Below are 17,535 nucleotides of genomic sequence, written 5' to 3'. Positions count from 1 at the left end.
TCATCCCCTGAAATCTTCCGGCGCCCATGCGCCGCGATGGCGCACGGACAGCTGCCGCGCCCCATCGATCGTGCACGCGCCGGATTGAACCAGCGCGACCCGCAATTCCTCGTTCAGGAGAGTGGCAACGTGACGGGCGCCTTCTCCTCCCAGCGCTCCCAGGCCAAACATGAACGCTCGCCCGACGAGCACCCCGTCCGCTCCGCATGCGAGCGCCTTAAGCACGTCGGCGCCCGACATGATCCCGCTGTCCATCAGGATCGTCATCTCCGGCCCGACCGCAGCGCGGATCGCCGGAAGAACGTCAATGCTCGCGGGGGACGGATCAAACTGCCGGCCGCCATGATTCGAGACCACCACACCGTCAACGCCGATCTCGCGAGCGATTACGGCGTCGCCTGGATGCATGACTCCCTTGACCAGAAGCGGCTTTTTCCACTTTTCGCGGATTCGCTTCATCAACTCCCAGGTGATGCCGCCGCCGGCTCGCCTGGTGCGCATGAAAGCTTCGAGTTCCTTCCGGTCTGCTCCCGGTGCACAATAAGGGCGAAGGTTTACCAGTGCGGGAGCGCCTTCGCGCGACAGGGCCGCCAGCCAGGCTGGACGCGTCAGCATCGCGAGGATCTTTTCCGGCGTCAGCCGCATCCTTGGCAGCATGCCATTGCGCATGTCGCGCACGCGCCGTGCGGGAGCCGGAATGTCGAGCGTGACGGCCAGTGCCTGTGCCCCCGCTTCGTCTGCTCGGCGGATAAGATCGAACGTCACCGCATGATCGTCGGCGGGGAAGCCGTATAGCTGGAACCAGGTGTTCTGCGGCGCAATCCTCGCGACGTCCTCGATGGGCATGGTGGACATCGTCGAGGGCATATAGGCAATGTTGCTCTCTCGCGCCGTCTCGGCCAGGAACCGCGGAGCGCCCGGCCACATCGCGCCGTCCATACCTACCGGCGCAATGACGATCGGCGAGGCGTAGGTCCGGCCAAAAAGAGTTGTGGAGGTACTGGGCTCCGCCAATGCGTGCCCATAACGCGGGACGATCTCGATCTCCTGCATTGCGCGATAGTTGCGGGCACACGAGAGTTCCTCACCGGTGCCGCCCTTCAGGAAATCGAACGTGAAATATGGAATGCGCCGCCGCGCCAGCCGTTCGAGATCAGCGACCGTCGGATAGCGCAGGCTCCTCGTTGCATGCCTGGATTGTTTGTCAGCCAAAAGTGCCTCCTCCCCGCACCGTGCTAAGCGCCACATCTATAGGCTGTATACACCCGAGCGTCTACGGGCGCCTTATATATCTGCGGTCGCTCACATACTCCGTTTCCCAATCTTGGGATTCCGGGCGCGTTTAGCGCCTGCCCCAGCTTGTTTCGGACCGACATTTATGATGTTACTGTATACGTGAGGAAACGGGCGCGGGGGTTGAGGTCACTTGCGCGTTCGACCGTATTGGGAGGCATTCATGTATACACGCACATTGGCGGCGCTGGCACTTTCTGCGGCCTTCGTCCTGCCGTCGTCGGCTGCAGAGGTAGAGCTGACGCTTTCGCACTGGGTACCGGGTACCCACCCGCTGCAGGTGACCGGCATGGAGCCGTGGGCCGAATCGATCAAGCAGGCGTCCAACGGCCGCATTGAGATCAGCATCTTCCCGGCATCGCAGCTCGGCGCCGCAGGCGACCATTATGACATGGCCCGCGACGGCATCGTCGACATCGGCTTCATCAACCCGGGTTACCAGCCGGGCCGCTTCCCGGTCATGGCCGCAGCTGAAATTCCGTTCCTGTTCGCCAATGCCCGCGGCGGCATCCGTGCTCTGACCGAGTGGTACGATCAGTATGCCGAGCAGGAAATGGGTGACACCTATTTCTGCATGGCGATCTCGCATGATCCGGGCACCATCCACTCGAAGGAGCCGGTGATCGTCCCCGCGGACATCAAGGGCAAGAACGTCCGCCCGGCCAACGCTACCGAAGCTCGCTTCGTTTCCCTGCTCGGCGGCGCATCGGTGCAGGTCCCGGCCGGCGAAATGCGCGAAGTTCTCGCCCGCGGCACCGCCGACATGACGCAGTCGCCCTGGAACTCGCTCTACACCTTCGGCGCGAACGACGTCGTCTTCCACCATCTCGACATGCCGTTCTACTTCTCGATCAACGCCTTCATTTTCAACAAGGCCAAGGTCGAGGGCCTGTCGCCGGAAGATCGCAAGGTCATCGACGATCACTGCACGCCGGAATGGGCAGAACGCATTGCCAGCGGCTGGACCGACGCGGAAGCAGCCGGCCGTGACAAGATCGCAGCCGACTCGGCGCACACGCTTCACGTCCCGACGCCAGAGCAGGTTCAGCTTTGGAAGGACGCTGCCGCTCCGCTCAAGGACGAGTGGCATGCAACCGTCAGCGCCAAGGGCCTCGACGCCGACGCCATCTGGAACAGCCTCGTCGAGACGCTGAAGAAGTACGATTCGCTGGCTCAGTGATCGGGGGAGATCCGGGCCCGACAACCATATTGTTCGAGGAGGAGAACATATGAACTTCAAGACATTGCTGGCATCGGTGGGCATCGCCGCCATTGCGGCCACCGCTCAGGCAGCGGAAGTCGAGCTTTCGCTGTCGCATTGGGTGGGTGCACAGCACCCGCTCCAGCCAGGTGGCATGGAGCCCTGGGCTGAGTCGATCAAGCAGGCCTCCAACGGCCGCATCGAGATCAATATCTTCCCGGCCCAGCAGCTTGGCGCCGCAGCCGACCACTACGACATGGCGCGCGACGGCGTCGTCGACATCGCCTTCATCAACCCGGGCTACCAGCCGGGCCGCTTCCCGATCATTTCGGCGGGCGAAATCCCCTTCACCATCAACAATGGCAAGGCGGGTTCGCGCGCTTATGACGAGTGGTACCGCGAGTACGCCGGCAAGGAGATGAACGACGTCTACTTCTGCATGACGCATCTCCACGACCCGGGCACGATCCACGGTGTCAACGGCCCGATCAAGGTGCCGGCCGACCTGAAGGGCAAGAACATCCGCCCGGCGCACGGTACCATGGCACGCATGCTCAACTCGCTCGGCGCGGCTTCGGTCTTCGCCGGTGCCGCGGAAATGCGTGAACTGATCGCCCGTGGTGCTGCCGAGATGACGGCGTCGCCGTGGAACTCGATCTACACCTTTGGCGCGCAGGACCTCGTCAAGCACCACCTCGACATCCCGCTTTACGTGACGGTGTTTGCCTTCGTCTTCAACAAGTCGGTGGTGGACGGCATGTCGCCGGAGAACCGCAAAGTCATCGACGACCACTGCACCTCGGAGTGGGCTGAGAAGATGGCCGAGAAGTGGGTCGACGCTGAGGCTGCCGGTCGCCAGCGCATGATCGACGAGGGTCATACCCTCTACGCGCCGACCCAGGAGGAGCTCAACCTCTGGATCGAGGCCGCCGCACCGCTGAGCGGCGAGTGGAAGGCAGAGGCCACCAAGGCCGGTGTCGATGCCGATGCCGCCTGGGCTCGTCTCGAAGAGATCCTCGACAAGCACGACTCGCGCGTGAAGTAACCGCCCGCCTCACCGGCCAGGCGGTGCACATCATCAGGCGGGCGCTCTGGCGCCCGCCTCATTGAATCTCAGAACTCCAAACTGGAGGCAATCATGCTTCGCAAGGTGGAACGCTTTTGCGGCGCCGTCGATACAGTGGCAGCCATCCTGCTCGGGCTGGTCATGATGCTGATCGTCGCCTCGACCGCAGGTCGCTATCTATTTTCCTGGCCAATACCGGATTCATTTGACGTCTCGCGCCTGTTGATCGGCGCCTGCGTCATGTGGGGCCTGGCCTCCGTCGGCTACCGTGGTGGCCATATCGCCGTCGACCTCGTTCATGAGATGGTCGGCGAAAAGGCCAAGCGCGCCATCGACTTCTTCGCCTGGCTGGTCCTGCTCGGCTTCACCATCGCCCTGGCGTGGATGCTCTACTACCGCGTGACAAGCGCCTTTGCGAGCAACGAGGCGACCTTCGACCTGCGCATTCCCGTCTGGCCGTTCCTGCTGCTGATCTGGGTCGGTTGCGCGCTCAGCGTGTTCACCGTTGCATTTTCGATTTTCCGTCGCCCGTCAGAGGGTGAACAAGACCAGGGCGAGGGATTTGGCCTATGAGCTACGCAGACTGGGTCGCCGTTCTCGGCTTCGTGGGCATGTTTGTGCTGATGGGACTACGCGTTCCGATCGGCATCGCCATGGGTATCGTGGGTGTTGTGGGCTTCGGGGCGATCCGCGGCATCAATCCCGCTCTGAATCTTCTGACCACCTCCCCTGTTCGCACGATCACCGACTTCAACCTGAGCCTGGTTCCGTTCTTCGTGCTGATGGGCGTCTTTGCCACCAATTCGGGCATCTCCCGCGAACTCTTCCGTACCGGAAATGCCTGGCTCGGCCAGTTCCGTGGCGGCCTTGCGTTGTCCACGGTCGCAGCCTGCGCCGGCTTCTCCTCGATCTGCGGCTCCTCCGTGGCGACCGCCGCCACCATGACCCGCATCGCCCTGCCGGAGATGCGCAAGGTCGGCTACCATGACGGCACGTCCACCGGCGTCATTGCCGCTGGCGGCACGCTCGGCATCCTGATCCCGCCGTCGGTGGTGATGGTCATCTATGGCTATCTGACCGAGACTGACGTCGGCCGCCTGTTCGTGGCGGGTATCATCCCGGGCATCCTTGCCACCGTCATGTACATGGCTGCGGTTCTTGTCGCTCATCACAGAGGCCTGCCGTCGGGCAAGAAGTTCGACCTGCGCGAAGCGTTCGCCTCCCTCCTCCCGATCTGGGCGGTTGTCGTGCTGTTCATCGCCATCATCGGCGCGATCTATCTCGGCATCGCCACCCCGACGGAGGCTGCCGCGGTCGGCGCATTCCTGACGATGGTCATCGGCATCATCCGTCGCCGCCTGAACACGCAGCAGATCATCGACAGCCTTGTCGAATCGCTGCGCACGTCGGTGTCGATCTTCACCGTCCTCATCGGTGCGGTGCTGTTCGGCTACTTCCTGGCAATCACCCAGGCGCCGCAGAAGCTCACCATGTTCCTGATCGACATGGATCTCGGGGCCTACGGTACGCTGATCCTCATCCTCATCATGTTCTTCATCGCCGGCGCGCTGATGGACGAGATGGCGATGATCATCCTGTTCGTGCCGATCGTCTTCCCGGTGATCGTCCACCTCGGCTTCGACCCGATCTGGTTCGGCATCATCCTTGTGACGTCCTGCCAGCTCGGCATGATCTGTCCACCAGTGGGCATCAACGTCTTCGTCATCAATTCGATCGCGAAGGAAGTGAAGCTGACGACGATCTATCGCGGCGTGATGCCATTCATCGGCGCAGACATCATCCGCATGGCGCTGATGATCCTGTTCCCGGCGATCGTCCTTTGGCTTCCGGCCACGATGCGCTGATCCGGTCAGCCTGGTTAAAACGGAAAGCCCCGGAAAAATTCGGGGCTTTTTCTTTGCCAGCCCGCCGACAAGAAACTCGCCGGAAAAAGGAAAGCCGCCGGATTTCTCCGGCGGCTTTCCTTGTTTGGTTCTGGCCTTTGAGCCTTATCCTGCGAAGTGGATGGTCTTCACTTCGAGGTAGTTGTCGAGGCCTTCGGGGCCGCCCTCGCGGCCGACACCCGACTGCTTGAAGCCGCCGAACGGCTGCTTGGGGTCGACGATCATGCCGTTGACGGTGACGTTGCCCGAGCGGATGCGGCGGGCAATCGCGTAGCCGCGCTCCGGATCAGCGGCATAAACCGAGGCGTTGAGGCCGTAGTCGGAGTTGTTGGCCTTGCGGACCGCGTCTTCCTCGTCCGAGTAGCTGATGATCGAGACGACGGGGCCGAAGATCTCATCCTGGGCGATCTTCATGTGTGCGTCGACGTCAACGAAAACGGTCGGCTCGACGTAGTAGCCCTTATCGAAGCCGGCGGGACGTCCGCCGCCGCAGGCGATCTTCGCACCTTCCGCACGGCCGGCGGCGATGTAGCCTTCGACGCGGGCGCGCTGGCGGCCCATCGTGAGCGGGCCCATCTGCGTCGACGGGTCGAACGGATCACCAACCTTGATGTTCTTCACCGCGCCGACATAGAGGTCGACGAATTCCTGCTTACGGCTTTCCGGCACCAGAATTCGGGTCAGCGAGAAGCAGACCTGGCCCGTGATCGGCATGGTGTAAACTATCAGGCTCGGCAGCGCCTTGGTGAAGTCGGCATCATCGAGAAGAACAGCAGCCGACTTGCCGCCTAGCTCCAGGCTGACGCGGGCAAGGCGCTCGGCGCAGACGGCAGCAATGTGCTTGCCCGCTGCGGTCGAGCCGGTAAAGGCAACCTTATCGATGCCCTTGTGGCGGACGAGATAGTCGCCGCCCTCACGGCCGGCCGGAACAAGGTTGAACACCCCAGCGGGCAGCCCAGCTTCCTCGATCGCCTCGGCCAGGATGTAGGCTTCGAGCGGCGTTTCCGGCGACGGCTTTGCGACGAACGTGCAGCCAGCGGCGAGGCCAGCGGCAATCTTGTAGGACAGAAGCACCATCGGCGCGTTCCACGGCGTGATCGCCGCGCAGACGCCAACCGGCTCGCGCACGACGCGCACCTTGCCGCCATCGTCACGCTGACGCTCGGACACGAAGCCGTAGGTCTCGATCAGGTCGGCGTAGTAGTTGAACAGCATCGCGTTCTGACCGACCAGCTTCTTGGTCAGCATGATCGGCGCACCGACCTGATACGTCCACGCGTAGGCGATCTCGTCGAGGCGCCGGGTGATGATGTCGGCGACCTTGCGCAGGTAGACCGCGCGCTCTGCCGGAGCCATGCGCGGCCACGGGCCATTGTCGAAGGCGTCGCGGGCCGCCCACACGGCACGGTCGATGTCCATCGGACCGGCTTCCGGATAGCTGAACAGCTTTTCCTCGGTCACCGGCGAGATGACGTCGAGCTTGTGTTCGGACGAGGAGTCCGCCCACTTGCCGGCGATGAACAGCTTTTCAGGAGTCTTCGGACGCCAGTCCTTGCCGGTGCCTGAAACGGCATTCTGCGCAACGATGTTCATGGATTTTTCTTCCTCTTTCAGGATGACCTCGAGCAAGCGCGAGCCCTTCTGGGCGAGCATCTCGCGAAGGCACGATTCAAGCTGGGTTCCGTCCGAGCAGCGCTGCGCCTTACAGCCCTGCGCCTGAGCAATGGAAACGAAGTCGATATGGCCGATATCAACACCGTCGACGCTGCCGGCACCTGTCTTGCCTGCAATTCCTTTGAGCGCGGCATAGCCGCCATTGTTGAGGATCACAACAAGCAGATCGACATCTTGGTCAACCGCTGACCAAAGCGACTGGATCGCATAGAGGCTCGATCCGTCGCCGATGATGGCGATGACCGGCTGATCTGGCCGAGTCAGCGCCACACCAACCGCCGCCGGCAGGCCGTAGCCGAGGCCGCCGCTGGCGGTGGTGAAGAAGCCCGCCGGCCGCTCGATCGGCAGATGATCATGCATCGGGTCACGTGCCGTGGGCGATTCCTCGACGATGATGCTGTCGGGCGAACGAACGTCGGCAAGCGTCTGCATCAGCAGCGCCTGCGAGATCGGCTTGGTCACCGGCACCCGCCGGATGACGCGAGCCGGCTCCGCCCGCTGCGGCCGCCTTTTCACCCGTGCCAGCAGCCCTTCGGCCGCCAGCCGCGTGTTCGCCACAAGAGCGGTTCCAACCGCAGCCGCGGCGACCTGCTTAGGGTCGTCGCTGATCTGGCACAGCTTCGCGCCTGCCGGAAGGTGATCCCCCGAGCCCGGGAAATGATAGGTGAAGACCGGAGCGCCGAGTACCAGCACGTAGTCGGCGTTGCCGAAGCAGCGCGACAGTGCGGGCTGGTGCGCCGGCAGGAAACCGGCGAACAGCGGATGCCGCTCCGGGAAGCTGCAGCGCGAAGACAGCGGGCTCACCCAGACCTTGGCCTGCAGCGTTTCGGCAAGCCGAACCACCGCATCCCAGCCACCGTCAATGTCGACGCCAGCACCGACAACAATGACGGGTTCGCGCGCGTCGTTGATCGCCTCGGCAACCTTGTCGAGGCACGCCGGGTTCGGCGCGATAACCGTATCGACTTCGCGTTCCACCACCGGCGCACAGGGCTTGTCCCAGTCGCTCAGCGGTACCGACACAAGCACAGGCCCCATCGGCGGCTGCAAAGCCATGTGATAGGCGCGGGCAATCGCTGCCGGCACATCCTCCGGCCGGGCCGGTTCGATCGCCCACTTCACGTACGGCTTCGGGAACTCCACCGGCGCGTCATTGCCGAGGAACGGATCGAACGGCAGCAGGTCGCGCGTCTGCTGGCCCGTCGTCACGATCAGCGGCGTGCGGTTGCGGAAGGCGGTGTAGAGATTTCCCATCGCGTGGCCGAGGCCCGCGCTGGAATGCAGGTTGACGAAGGCGGGCTTTCGCGACGCCTGCGCATGGCCATCGGCCATCGCCAGCGCGATCGACTCCTGCAGGCCGAGGACGTAGGAAAAATCCTTCGGCAGGTCGACGAACATCGGCAGCTCCGTCGAACCGGGATTGCCGAAGATGGTCGTCATACCCTTGGCGCGCAGGAAGTCGAACACAGCATCCCTGACCGTCCGGTCAGGGATAGCCGTCGACGATGCCAGGAAGTCCTGGCTCATCTTGTTCATTGCTTCCTCCAAAAATCGTGGAGAGCATCCGCCTGCCCCCAGGTTGGACACCCCCAAGTGAAAGTATCGCACGCACCGCCCTTTACCGCTATTTACAGAATCTGCGCAAAGTCATTACGATCAGTTATGACTTTGGATGTTCGCTCCGCCTCAGTCCTGCTCGAATGCGCCCGCCACGGCAGCCTTGGCCGCGCGGCGATAGCCCTCAACATGACCCAGCCCGCACTGACACGGACGCTGAAACTGGTTGAAGCAAGCTACGGTGTTCAGCTGTTCGAGCGCACCACCCGCGGCGTGGTGCTAACCGTCTATGGCGAGGCGCTGTTGCCTTATGCACGGCTGGTCGTCTCGGAAGTCGCCAACGCTGAAGACCTGATCCGTCAAATGCGGGGCGCCAGCCGGGGCGTCGTACGCATCGGTGGCGTGGCGAGCGTCGTGCCGAGCTTCATCGTCACCGCCATTGCCCGGATGCGGGAAAAGCATCCGGACGTGCGGTTCCAGATCGTCGAAGAGATGGAGGATCTTCTGCTCGAGGGCCTGAAGAGCGGCGACATCGACATTGCCATATCGCCGGAGCCCTACGCCGACGACGAGATAACGCTGGCGACGCCTGACACATTGCAGGACGACGTCCACGTTTACGCGCGGCCGTCGCATCCGCTCGCCGGTCGCGAGCAGGTCAGCCTGGAGGAAGTCGCGGAAGCCGACTGGGTGCTGCCGCCAATGGGAACGCCGATCGCCAAGGAATGGTACCGGCGCTTCCACAATCGCGGGATCGAGCCGCGCCAGCCGGCCATCGCCTCACGCTCGATCGGCGTGATCCGCTCGGCGGCACAGATACAGGACCTGCTCTGCTGGCTTCCGGAACCCCGGATGCCGCACGAGCATGGCAGCGAGGGTCTGGTGAAGATCGCCGTTCCGGAGCTGCAGTGGCAGCGCTCGTTTCGCATCTACCGTCGCCGCAAGGGAATCGTACCGCCTCCGGCCAGCATACTCGTGCAGGCAATCCGCGAACTGGCTTTGCCCGAGAGCGCTTAGTCGCCGCTTACACCCCAGCCGATCACCTTGCGCAACAGCGACACGAGCTGCTCGCGCTCGGCATCGTTCAGCATGGCAAGCGCGCGGCGATCGTCGTTGACGAGCCGCGTGCGCAGCTGCTCCGCCAGCGCCCGTCCTTCTTCCGTGGGCGACAGCGTGACGACGCGACGATCCTCGGGCGAGACCCGGCGGGAGATGAGCTTCTTCTTCTCCAGCCTAGCGACCATCTTCGTCATGTTCGGCCAGCGGATCCGCAGGAGATCCGCCACAGAACCCTGCCGCGCTTCCGGGTTCATCGCAATTGCGATGAGCACCGTCTGTTCCGGCAGGCTGAGGTCGATGTCGCCCTGCAGGGACGCCACCGCGTCATAGGCCACGAGCTCTGCAATTCGCAGCATGAAGCTCGCAGAAGCCTCCATCTCACCGAGGGTGAGCTCGGCTTCCGCGAGTGCGTCTTGCCCGGGCATGAACGGGATTATTCCTTTGGGGCGATGCGGGCGGCGCGCTTTTCGAGGAAGGCGCGCAGGCGCTCATGGGCTTCCGGCGTCGTCTGCGTGAAGGCGGCGATCATCGATTCGAAGAACAGGCCTTCATCGTACCCGCTGTCGCGGATGCGCGGCAGCGCGTTGATGACCGCGTAGTTGGAAAGCGGAGCGTTGGTGGCTGCCTTCTTCGCGAGCTCGGTCGCCTTTGCCAGCGCCTCACCAGCAGGCGTGACGTAGGTGACGATGTTTGCCTGGCGCGCCTCATCGACGTCGAGCACCCGGCCAGTCAGCATCATGTCGGTCATCAGCGGCACGCCCATGATGCGCGAGGTGTGCACGGAACCGCCGCCGCCGACGAAAATGCCACGCTGGCCTTCCGGCAGGGCGAAGAATGCGGTGCGGTCGGCAACGCGCACATGCGCGACCGAGGCGAGCTCGAGGCCGCCACCGATCACTGCCCCGTGCAGCGCCGCGAAATAGGGAATGCGGCCGCCGCGGATCTTCTGAAACACGCGGTGCCAATTACGCGAACCGTCGATCCCCTCGATCGCGGTCTTCAACGAATGCTCGGCAAGATCGAGCCCGGCACAGAAGTGATCGCCCTCCCCGCAGATCACTACCGCCAGCGCCTCGGAGGCCGCCTGATCCACCGCAACCTCGAGGTCGGCCAGCATCTGATCGTTCATGGCGTTGCGCTTGTCCGGCCGCGTCAGCGTCAGCCGCGCGATCCCGTCCTCGATGCTATATTCCACAAACGCCATGTCTTCCTCCAAATGCACTCTTGTTTCCGAGTAAACAGTTATGCATCATATCAGATAGGACCCGCAAGGGTAGGCGACAATTTGTGCGCCATTGGGAAGAGGATCAGGGAGGCCGAATGTCCTACTCACAGGACTGGAAGGGCGCGCCTATGCGCCCGGTGGAGTTTCACACCTACTCGCCGGTTGTGACCGTCAAGGAGGACGGCACGATCTACGTCACCGACCGGATGCCACAGCCGAGCTATCCGACGCGAGTTACAGACGCACTTGAGAAATACGCGAAGGAGACGCCGGAGCGCGTCTTCATCGCCGACCGCAAGGGCGGCAACGGCTGGCGCACCATCACCTACGGCGAAATGCTGGAACGCGTGCGCCGCATCGCGCAGTACTTGCTCGACAAGAACCTGTCGGCAGAGCGGCCGCTGGCGATCCTCTCCGGCAACGACATCGAACATGCGACGCTCGGCCTCGCGGCCGTCTATGCCGGTGTCGCCTACGCTCCCCTCTCCCCGCAGTACTCGCTGAACGGCGACTATACGCGCCTGAAGGACGTCCTCGCTTCGATCACTCCGGGCATGGTCTACGCTGCTGACGCGCGCGCGTTCGCGCCGGCGATCAAGGCAACCGTTCCCGACATTCCGTTCATCGCCGATGAGGCGACGGAGGGCGCGATTCCCTTTGCGGATCTGCTGAAGACCGAGCCGACCGATGCTGTGGACGCCGCCAACGCGGAAATCACCGGCGATACGATCGCAAAGTTCCTGTTCACATCGGGCTCGACTGGCACGCCGAAAGCGGTGATCAACACCCACCGGATGATCTGCGCCAACCAGGCGGCCATCCGCCAGGCCTTCTCCTTCATGAAGACGGAGCCCCCGGTCCTGCTCGACTGGGCGCCGTGGAACCACACGGCTGCGGGCAACAAGAACTTCTACATGGTCATGACTAACGGCGGCACGCTCTATCTCGACGACGGCCGCCCGACCAAGGCGGAGATCGGCAAGACCGTCCGCAACCTCAAGGAAGTGTCACCGACCTGGTACTTCAACGTTCCGACCGGCTTCGACATGCTGATCCCGGAGCTGCAGAAGGACGTGGAGCTGCGCCGGAACTTCTTCAGGAACCTGCGCATGCTCTGGTACGCGGGCGCTTCGTTGTCGCAGCCAAGCTGGGAAGCGCTTGAGCAGCTGGCGGTCGACACCACCGGCGGACGCGTGCTGATTGGCGCGGGCCTCGGCGCGACCGAAACGGCTCCTGCGGCTCTGTTCTGCACCTGGCCGCAGGAAGGCGCCGGCAACGTCGGCCTGCCCGTCCCCGGCGTCACGCTCAAGCTGGTGACCTATGAAGGCAAATACGATGCACGCGTGAAGGGCGACAACATCACGCCGGGCTACTGGCGCCAGCAGAAGCTGACCGCCGACGCTTTCGACGAAGAAGGTTTCTATCGCCTCGGTGACGCGCTGCTCCCGATCGACGTTGACGATTTCTCCAAGGGCTTCAAGTTCGACGGCCGCACCGCGGAAAACTTCAAGCTCGATACCGGCACCTGGGTATCGACTGGTGCGCTGCGCATGCAGATCATCGACCATTTCGGCGAGCTGATCCGGGACGTTGCTCTGACGGCCCCCGACAAGCCATATCTCGGCGCGATCGTCTTCCCCCGCGACCCGGATCTTGCCGACGATGCGGCACTGCGGGAAAAGCTGCGCGAGAAGCTGGTCTCGCTTGCTGAAAGGTCCTCCGGCTCGTCCAACCGCGTTGTGCGCATGATCATCGCGAAGGAGCCGCCGTCGATGGCGGCTGGCGAGGTCACCGATAAGGGCTCGATCAACCAGCGCGCGGTGCTGCGCAATCGCGCCGATCTGGTCGAGGAAATCTACGCTGGCTCGGACCGCGTCATCTCGGTCTGATAAGGCCTGCGGAGTCTGTCGACCCATTTCAAAGGCGCGCCGTTGCGGCGCGCCTTTCGCGTTGCGACCGGCCCGGTCAGGGACAGCCGCCCTTTACGGCGTTCTGCTTTGCCGTTACAAAATCGATTAGATCGATCTAAACGAAGCTGGCGATGAAGCGGGTCACACTTCTTGATGTAGCACGGCATGCCGGTGTCTCCCGCGCCACCGCGTCGCTCGTCGTCCGCAATAGCCCGCTCGTCAGCTCCGCGACTCGCGAAGCGGTCGAGAAGGCGATCGCCGAACTCGGCTACGTCTATAATCTCGGCGCCGCGCGCATGCGCGCCTCGCGCAGCCAGACCGTCGGCGTCATCATTCCCAACCTGACCAACCCGTTCTTCGCCGTGCTCCTGTCCGGCATCGAGTCGGTGCTGGAAAAGGCAGGCTTCGCCGTCATCCTGGCAAATTCCTACGACAGCCCGGTCAAGCAGGACATGTTCGTTGGGCGAGCACGCGAGCATGGCGTCGACGGTCTGATCGTCTGCCCCGCGGCTGGCACCGAAAAGCGCTTCATCGAGGATGCTCTGAAGTGGGGCATGCCGATCATCCAAACGTTGCGCGCCGTGCCCGGAACTGTGACCGACTATTCCGGCATGGACCAGCACGATGGCATGCACGAGGCCGTCAACTGCCTTTACGAGTTCGGCCACCGCAAGATCGGCTATATCGCCAGCACGCTCTATCACTCCGCCCACACCGAACGTCTCGCCAAGTTCCGCGAGGCAATGTCCGCGCGAGGACTGGAGCCGCTGTTCGTCCGGCATCTCGAATCCACCCACCAAGCCGCTCGCATGGCAGTCCCGGAGATCATGAACCAGCGCATCCGGCCCACGGCCCTCCTCTGCCACAACGACGTGCTGGCGCTCGGCCTCCATCGCGGCCTGTGCGACCTTGGCGTCATGCCAGGCCGCGACGTGTCGCTAATCGGCTTCGACAATGTCGCCGAAACCGATCTCGTGATTCCGGGACTCGCTTCCGTCGCGACCGAACCGTTCAAGGTGGGAGAGAGCGCGGCGAACCTATTCCTGCGCCGAATCCAGCAGCCGGACGCGGAATTCCTCACAAAAGTCGAGCCAACCTATTTCGTCCAGCGCGGCTCGTGCGGTCCGGTGCGCGACTTCGCCGACGCGTGACTTTTCAACGCGATAAGCCGCCCGGCCTGCTTCACCCCACGGGCAGATCATCCCCAGGAACCGACGAAACGTAAGGCCGAAGCCGGCACAACTTCGCTTGACTCGAAAATGTTTTGACACTTAGATCGATCTAAACGCGCCAACCAATGGCGTGACGAGGCCGTTCCGCATGGCGGATGTCCCGGGAGGTTCGTCATGGGCTACCAGTTCAAATTCGCACCCGTCTTTGCCAACTTTGATCAGCTGCTTGCAGGCGCACTCGTGACGGTCGAACTTTCGTTCGGCGCGATGATCCTCGGCACGATCGTCGCCATTGCCTGCGCAATCGGCAAGACGGCAGGTCCGAAGCCGCTGCGCTTCATCATCGACTGCTACATCGAGCTGATCCGCAACACGCCGTTTCTGGTGCAGATCTTCTTCATCTTCTTCGCTCTGCCGACTTTGGGCATCCGCCTGTCCCCGAATGTCGCGGCGCTGACCGCGCTGACGGTGAATGTCGGCGCCTACGCGACTGAGATCGTTCGCGCCGGCATCGAGTCGATCAACCGCGGTCAGGTTGAGGCAGGCACCGCGCTTGGCCTCGGCCGCGCGCAGATCTTCCGCTACATCATCATGAAGCCGGCGCTGCGCACGATCTATCCGGCGCTGACCAGCCAGTTCATTTACCTGATGCTGTCATCCAGCGTCGTCTCGGTGATCTCCGCGACTGACCTTGCGGCTGCGGGCAACAACATCCAGTCGCAGACCTTCGCGGCCTTTGAGGTCTACCTGGTCATCACCGCGATGTACCTCGTCCTCGCACTCGCCTTTTCCGGCCTGTTCTCGATGATCCAGCGCTGGGCCTTCAATTACCCGATGGCCCGATAGGGAGAAAATTATGATCCGTCCCTTCGGCCCCACCGAGTTCTGGTTCATCGTCTCCGCGGTTCAGTGGACAATTCTGCTCTCGGCCGTCGCCTTTGCCGGCGGCGCCGTTGGCGGCCTGCTGATCGCGCTCGGCCGCGTCTCGCAGAACCCGATCCTGCGCAACCTCTGCATGGGCTTCATCCGCCTGTTCCAGGGCACGCCGCTGCTGATGCAGCTGTTCCTGGTCTTCTTCGGCCTGAACATTTCCGGTGTCGGCATCAATCCGTGGCTGGCCGCCGGCCTCGCGCTTACGCTGCATGCTTCCGCCTTCCTCGGCGAGATCTGGCGCGGCTGCATCGAGGCGGTCCCGCGCGGCCAGGCAGAGGCCTCCTGGGCGCTCGGCCTGTCCTACTACGACCGCATGAAGTCGGTGATCCTGCCTCAGGCCGCAAAGATCGCTGTTGCGCCCACGGTCGGCTTCCTGGTGCAGCTGATCAAGGGCACGTCGCTCGCCTCGATTATCGGCTTCGTGGAGCTCACCCGCGCTGGCCAGATCATCAACAACGCGACGTTCGAGCCGTTCAAGGTGTTCGGTCTCGTCGCCGTGATCTACTTTATCCTGTGCTGGCCGTTGTCGATCTACGCCCGCCGCATGGAGAACCGTTTCGCAGCAACAACGCGTCGCTGACGAGAACCTGAGTTACAATAGGGAAGGAAACCACAATGAACATTTTCGGGAAGATCGCCGGTCTGGCGCTCGGCGCCGCGCTCAGCCTGGGCGCGCTCGCTTCGGGTGCTTCCGCGCAGACTGTTGAGGAGATCAAGTCGCGCGGCACGGTGAACATCGGCATGCTCGTCGACTTCGCCCCGTTCGGCATCATCAACGACCAGGGCCAGCCGGACGGCTATGACGCCGACGTCGCCAAGCTGCTGGCCGAGGAGATGGGCGTGCAGGTCAACCTCGTGCCGGTGACCGGCCCGAACCGTATCCCGTACCTCCTTTCCGGCCAGGTCGACATCCTCGTCGCTTCGCTCGGCATTACGCCGGAGCGCGCCGAGCAGGTCGACTTCTCGCAGGGCTATGCCGGCATCGAGATCTTCGTCTACGGCGACGTGAACACCGAGGTGACGGAAGCCGCCGACCTCGCCGGCAAGAACATCGCGGTCGCGCGCGCCTCGACCCAGGACACCTCGGTCACCGCGATCGCGCCGGAAGGCACCAACATCCAGCGCTTCGATGACGACGCCTCGGCCGTTCAGGCCCTGCTGTCGGGTCAGGTTCCGCTGATGGGCGCTTCGAACGTCGTCGTCTCGCAGCTCGACACCGCCGCTCCGGGCCGTTTCGACGTCAAGATGTCGCTGCGCCAGCAGAGCCAGGGCATCGCAACCCGCAAGGGCCAGACCGAGCTGATGGAATTCATCAACGCGTTCCTGACCAAGAACAAGGAAAACGGCAAGCTGAACGAGCTCCACGAGAAGTGGGTCCAGGCTCCGCTGCCTGAGTTCCTGCAGAAGTCCGAGTAAGTCTGGCCAGAAGAGGAGAGCGGGTTATGTCCGCGACAAACACTAACGGCGCAGACATGCCCGCTGTTCGCATGAAGGGCGTGGAGAAGTGGTACGGCGACTATCACGCCCTCAGGAGCGTCAACCTGGATGTCGCGCGCGGCGAGAAGATCGTCGTGTGCGGCCCATCCGGCTCGGGCAAGTCGACGCTGATCCGCTGCGTCAACCAGCTTGAGACGGTCCAGAAGGGCCAGATCTTCGTCGACGGCATCGAGCTCACCGCCGGCCCGAAGAACGTCGAGAAGGTCCGCCGCGACGTCGGCATGGTGTTCCAGCAGTTCAACCTGTTCCCGCACATGACCGTGCTGGAAAACTGCACGCTGGCGCCGATCAAGGTGCGTGGGATCTCCAAGGCCGAGGCTGAGGAGACCGCCCGCAAATATCTCGCCCGCGTTCGCATCCCCGAGCAGGCCGACAAATACCCGGCCCAGCTTTCCGGCGGCCAGCAGCAGCGCGTGGCGATTGCCCGCGCGCTCTGCATGAACCCCAAGATCATGCTGTTCGACGAGCCGACCTCCGCCCTCGATCCCGAGATGGTCAAGGAAGTGCTCGACACCATGATCGACCTTGCCACCGAAGGCATGACGATGATGGTCGTGACCCACGAAATGGGCTTTGCCCGCAAGGTGGCCGACCGCGTGATCTTCATGGACCAGGGCGAAATCGTCGAGGTCGGCGAGCCGGAGGAGTTCTTCTCCAATCCGAAGCAGGAGCGCACGCGCACCTTCCTCGGCCAGATCTCCCACGTATAAGGCGCATCAGATCATGCTCATCCGCCAGGCTCTTTTCGAGGGCCAGATTCACGCCGGACGCGAACAACAGTTTCGCTCCTTCGTTGAGGAACGCCTCATCCCGATGTGGAAGCAGTTCCCCGGCATCCGCGAGCTCCGCGTTCTGTTCGCCATCGACCGCGACGAAGGAGCTCCCTCCTTCCCGCTGACGCTGACGATGGCGTTCGACGACGAGGCTGCGCTTGCAAAGGCGCTCGAGGCGCCGATCCGCTTTGAAAGCCGTGGTGTTACCGGCGAATTGATGACAATGTTCGACGGTCGCATTCACCACCACGTCTTCGAAGTCGTCCAGTAA

16 protein-coding genes are annotated in these 17,535 nt (G+C 63.2%); 12 read left to right on the top strand and 4 right to left on the bottom strand.

Annotation, left to right across the window (positions count from 1 at the left end; genetic code table 11):
- Nucleotides 1–1,212, bottom strand: a complete 1,212-nt coding sequence (locus L610_RS09740; protein ID WP_024849164.1) for an alpha-hydroxy acid oxidase — start codon at nucleotides 1,210–1,212, stop codon at nucleotides 1–3.
- A gap of 244 nt (nucleotides 1,213–1,456) precedes the next feature.
- Between L610_RS09740 and L610_RS09735 the strand changes: the two genes are divergently transcribed.
- From L610_RS09735 to L610_RS09720, 4 genes are all read left to right on the top strand, one after another.
- Entirely contained in the window at nucleotides 1,457–2,473 is a 1,017-nt protein-coding gene (locus L610_RS09735; protein WP_034330541.1) for a TRAP transporter substrate-binding protein, read from the top strand.
- 49 nt (nucleotides 2,474–2,522) lie between these two features.
- Nucleotides 2,523–3,539: a TRAP transporter substrate-binding protein gene (locus L610_RS09730; protein WP_024849162.1), complete on the top strand. Its 1,017-nt coding sequence runs from the start codon at nucleotides 2,523–2,525 to the stop codon at nucleotides 3,537–3,539.
- Nucleotides 3,540–3,632: 93 nt separating this feature from the next.
- On the top strand, nucleotides 3,633–4,133 hold the full coding sequence (locus tag L610_RS09725; protein WP_024849161.1) for a TRAP transporter small permease: 501 nt from the start codon (nucleotides 3,633–3,635) through the stop codon (nucleotides 4,131–4,133).
- The gene (locus tag L610_RS09720; protein WP_024849160.1) at nucleotides 4,130–5,425 is read left to right on the top strand and encodes a TRAP transporter large permease; all 1,296 of its coding nucleotides are present in this window, start codon (nucleotides 4,130–4,132) and stop codon (nucleotides 5,423–5,425) included. The genes L610_RS09725 and L610_RS09720 overlap by 4 nt, the downstream gene beginning before the upstream one ends.
- Before the next feature lie 144 nt (nucleotides 5,426–5,569).
- Here L610_RS09720 and mdlC read toward each other — a convergent pair whose 3' ends face one another.
- Nucleotides 5,570–8,674: a benzoylformate decarboxylase gene (gene mdlC / locus L610_RS20785; protein ID WP_210246005.1), complete on the bottom strand. Its 3,105-nt coding sequence runs from the start codon at nucleotides 8,672–8,674 to the stop codon at nucleotides 5,570–5,572.
- A gap of 126 nt (nucleotides 8,675–8,800) precedes the next feature.
- Here mdlC and L610_RS09705 point away from each other — a divergent pair, with 126 nt between their 5' ends.
- Complete coding sequence (locus L610_RS09705) at nucleotides 8,801–9,712, top strand: LysR family transcriptional regulator (RefSeq protein WP_144704579.1); 912 nt, start codon at nucleotides 8,801–8,803, stop codon at nucleotides 9,710–9,712.
- On the opposite strand, the gene L610_RS09700 is transcribed toward L610_RS09705, so the two are convergent.
- Nucleotides 9,709–10,179 (bottom strand): MarR family winged helix-turn-helix transcriptional regulator, encoded by a 471-nt coding sequence (locus L610_RS09700; protein WP_024849158.1) that lies wholly within the window; start codon nucleotides 10,177–10,179, stop codon nucleotides 9,709–9,711. The genes L610_RS09705 and L610_RS09700 overlap by 4 nt on opposite strands.
- A gap of 8 nt (nucleotides 10,180–10,187) precedes the next feature.
- Nucleotides 10,188–10,958, bottom strand: a complete 771-nt coding sequence (locus L610_RS09695) for a crotonase/enoyl-CoA hydratase family protein (protein ID WP_034330539.1) — start codon at nucleotides 10,956–10,958, stop codon at nucleotides 10,188–10,190.
- Between the two features lie 116 nt (nucleotides 10,959–11,074).
- On the opposite strand from L610_RS09695, the gene L610_RS09690 reads away from it, so the two are divergent.
- The 7 genes from L610_RS09690 to L610_RS09660 all read left to right on the top strand — a co-directional run bounded on the left by L610_RS09690 (nucleotide 11,075) and on the right by L610_RS09660 (nucleotide 17,535).
- The gene (locus L610_RS09690) at nucleotides 11,075–12,868 is read left to right on the top strand and encodes a feruloyl-CoA synthase (protein ID WP_024849156.1); all 1,794 of its coding nucleotides are present in this window, start codon (nucleotides 11,075–11,077) and stop codon (nucleotides 12,866–12,868) included.
- Between the two features lie 152 nt (nucleotides 12,869–13,020).
- Nucleotides 13,021–14,040 carry a LacI family DNA-binding transcriptional regulator gene (locus L610_RS09685; protein WP_024849155.1) on the top strand — a complete coding sequence of 340 codons (1,020 nt, stop codon included), beginning with the start codon at nucleotides 13,021–13,023 and terminating at the stop codon, nucleotides 14,038–14,040.
- A gap of 195 nt (nucleotides 14,041–14,235) precedes the next feature.
- Nucleotides 14,236–14,907: an amino acid ABC transporter permease gene (locus L610_RS09680; RefSeq protein ID WP_144704576.1), complete on the top strand. Its 672-nt coding sequence runs from the start codon at nucleotides 14,236–14,238 to the stop codon at nucleotides 14,905–14,907.
- Between the two features lie 10 nt (nucleotides 14,908–14,917).
- Nucleotides 14,918–15,574, top strand: a complete 657-nt coding sequence (locus tag L610_RS09675; protein WP_024849153.1) for an amino acid ABC transporter permease — start codon at nucleotides 14,918–14,920, stop codon at nucleotides 15,572–15,574.
- Nucleotides 15,575–15,609: 35 nt separating this feature from the next.
- Nucleotides 15,610–16,410: a transporter substrate-binding domain-containing protein gene (locus tag L610_RS09670; protein WP_024849152.1), complete on the top strand. Its 801-nt coding sequence runs from the start codon at nucleotides 15,610–15,612 to the stop codon at nucleotides 16,408–16,410.
- A 26-nt stretch (nucleotides 16,411–16,436) separates the two neighbouring features.
- Nucleotides 16,437–17,201: an amino acid ABC transporter ATP-binding protein gene (locus L610_RS09665; protein ID WP_024849151.1), complete on the top strand. Its 765-nt coding sequence runs from the start codon at nucleotides 16,437–16,439 to the stop codon at nucleotides 17,199–17,201.
- A gap of 13 nt (nucleotides 17,202–17,214) precedes the next feature.
- Entirely contained in the window at nucleotides 17,215–17,535 is a 321-nt protein-coding gene (locus tag L610_RS09660) for a hypothetical protein (protein ID WP_024849150.1), read from the top strand.

Source organism: Aminobacter sp. J44 (assembly GCF_007829415.1).
Taxonomy (GTDB): Bacteria; Pseudomonadota; Alphaproteobacteria; order Rhizobiales; family Rhizobiaceae; genus Aerobium.
This window is presented reverse-complemented; position numbering and strand designations above follow the sequence as displayed.

Coding starts and splice junctions, on each gene's coding strand:
- L610_RS09730 (WP_024849162.1), top strand. CDS start 2,523: ATGAACTTCAAGACATTGCTGGCATCGGTGGGCATCGCCGCCATTGCG.
- L610_RS09700 (WP_024849158.1), bottom strand. CDS start 10,179: ATGCCCGGGCAAGACGCACTCGCGGAAGCCGAGCTCACCCTCGGTGAG.
- L610_RS09720 (WP_024849160.1), top strand. CDS start 4,130: ATGAGCTACGCAGACTGGGTCGCCGTTCTCGGCTTCGTGGGCATGTTT.
- mdlC (WP_210246005.1), bottom strand. CDS start 8,674: ATGAACAAGATGAGCCAGGACTTCCTGGCATCGTCGACGGCTATCCCT.
- L610_RS09705 (WP_144704579.1), top strand. CDS start 8,801: ATGACTTTGGATGTTCGCTCCGCCTCAGTCCTGCTCGAATGCGCCCGC.
- L610_RS09675 (WP_024849153.1), top strand. CDS start 14,918: ATGATCCGTCCCTTCGGCCCCACCGAGTTCTGGTTCATCGTCTCCGCG.
- L610_RS09725 (WP_024849161.1), top strand. CDS start 3,633: ATGCTTCGCAAGGTGGAACGCTTTTGCGGCGCCGTCGATACAGTGGCA.
- L610_RS09680 (WP_144704576.1), top strand. CDS start 14,236: ATGGGCTACCAGTTCAAATTCGCACCCGTCTTTGCCAACTTTGATCAG.
- L610_RS09735 (WP_034330541.1), top strand. CDS start 1,457: ATGTATACACGCACATTGGCGGCGCTGGCACTTTCTGCGGCCTTCGTC.
- L610_RS09695 (WP_034330539.1), bottom strand. CDS start 10,958: ATGGCGTTTGTGGAATATAGCATCGAGGACGGGATCGCGCGGCTGACG.
- L610_RS09665 (WP_024849151.1), top strand. CDS start 16,437: ATGTCCGCGACAAACACTAACGGCGCAGACATGCCCGCTGTTCGCATG.
- L610_RS09685 (WP_024849155.1), top strand. CDS start 13,021: ATGAAGCGGGTCACACTTCTTGATGTAGCACGGCATGCCGGTGTCTCC.
- L610_RS09670 (WP_024849152.1), top strand. CDS start 15,610: ATGAACATTTTCGGGAAGATCGCCGGTCTGGCGCTCGGCGCCGCGCTC.
- L610_RS09690 (WP_024849156.1), top strand. CDS start 11,075: ATGTCCTACTCACAGGACTGGAAGGGCGCGCCTATGCGCCCGGTGGAG.
- L610_RS09660 (WP_024849150.1), top strand. CDS start 17,215: ATGCTCATCCGCCAGGCTCTTTTCGAGGGCCAGATTCACGCCGGACGC.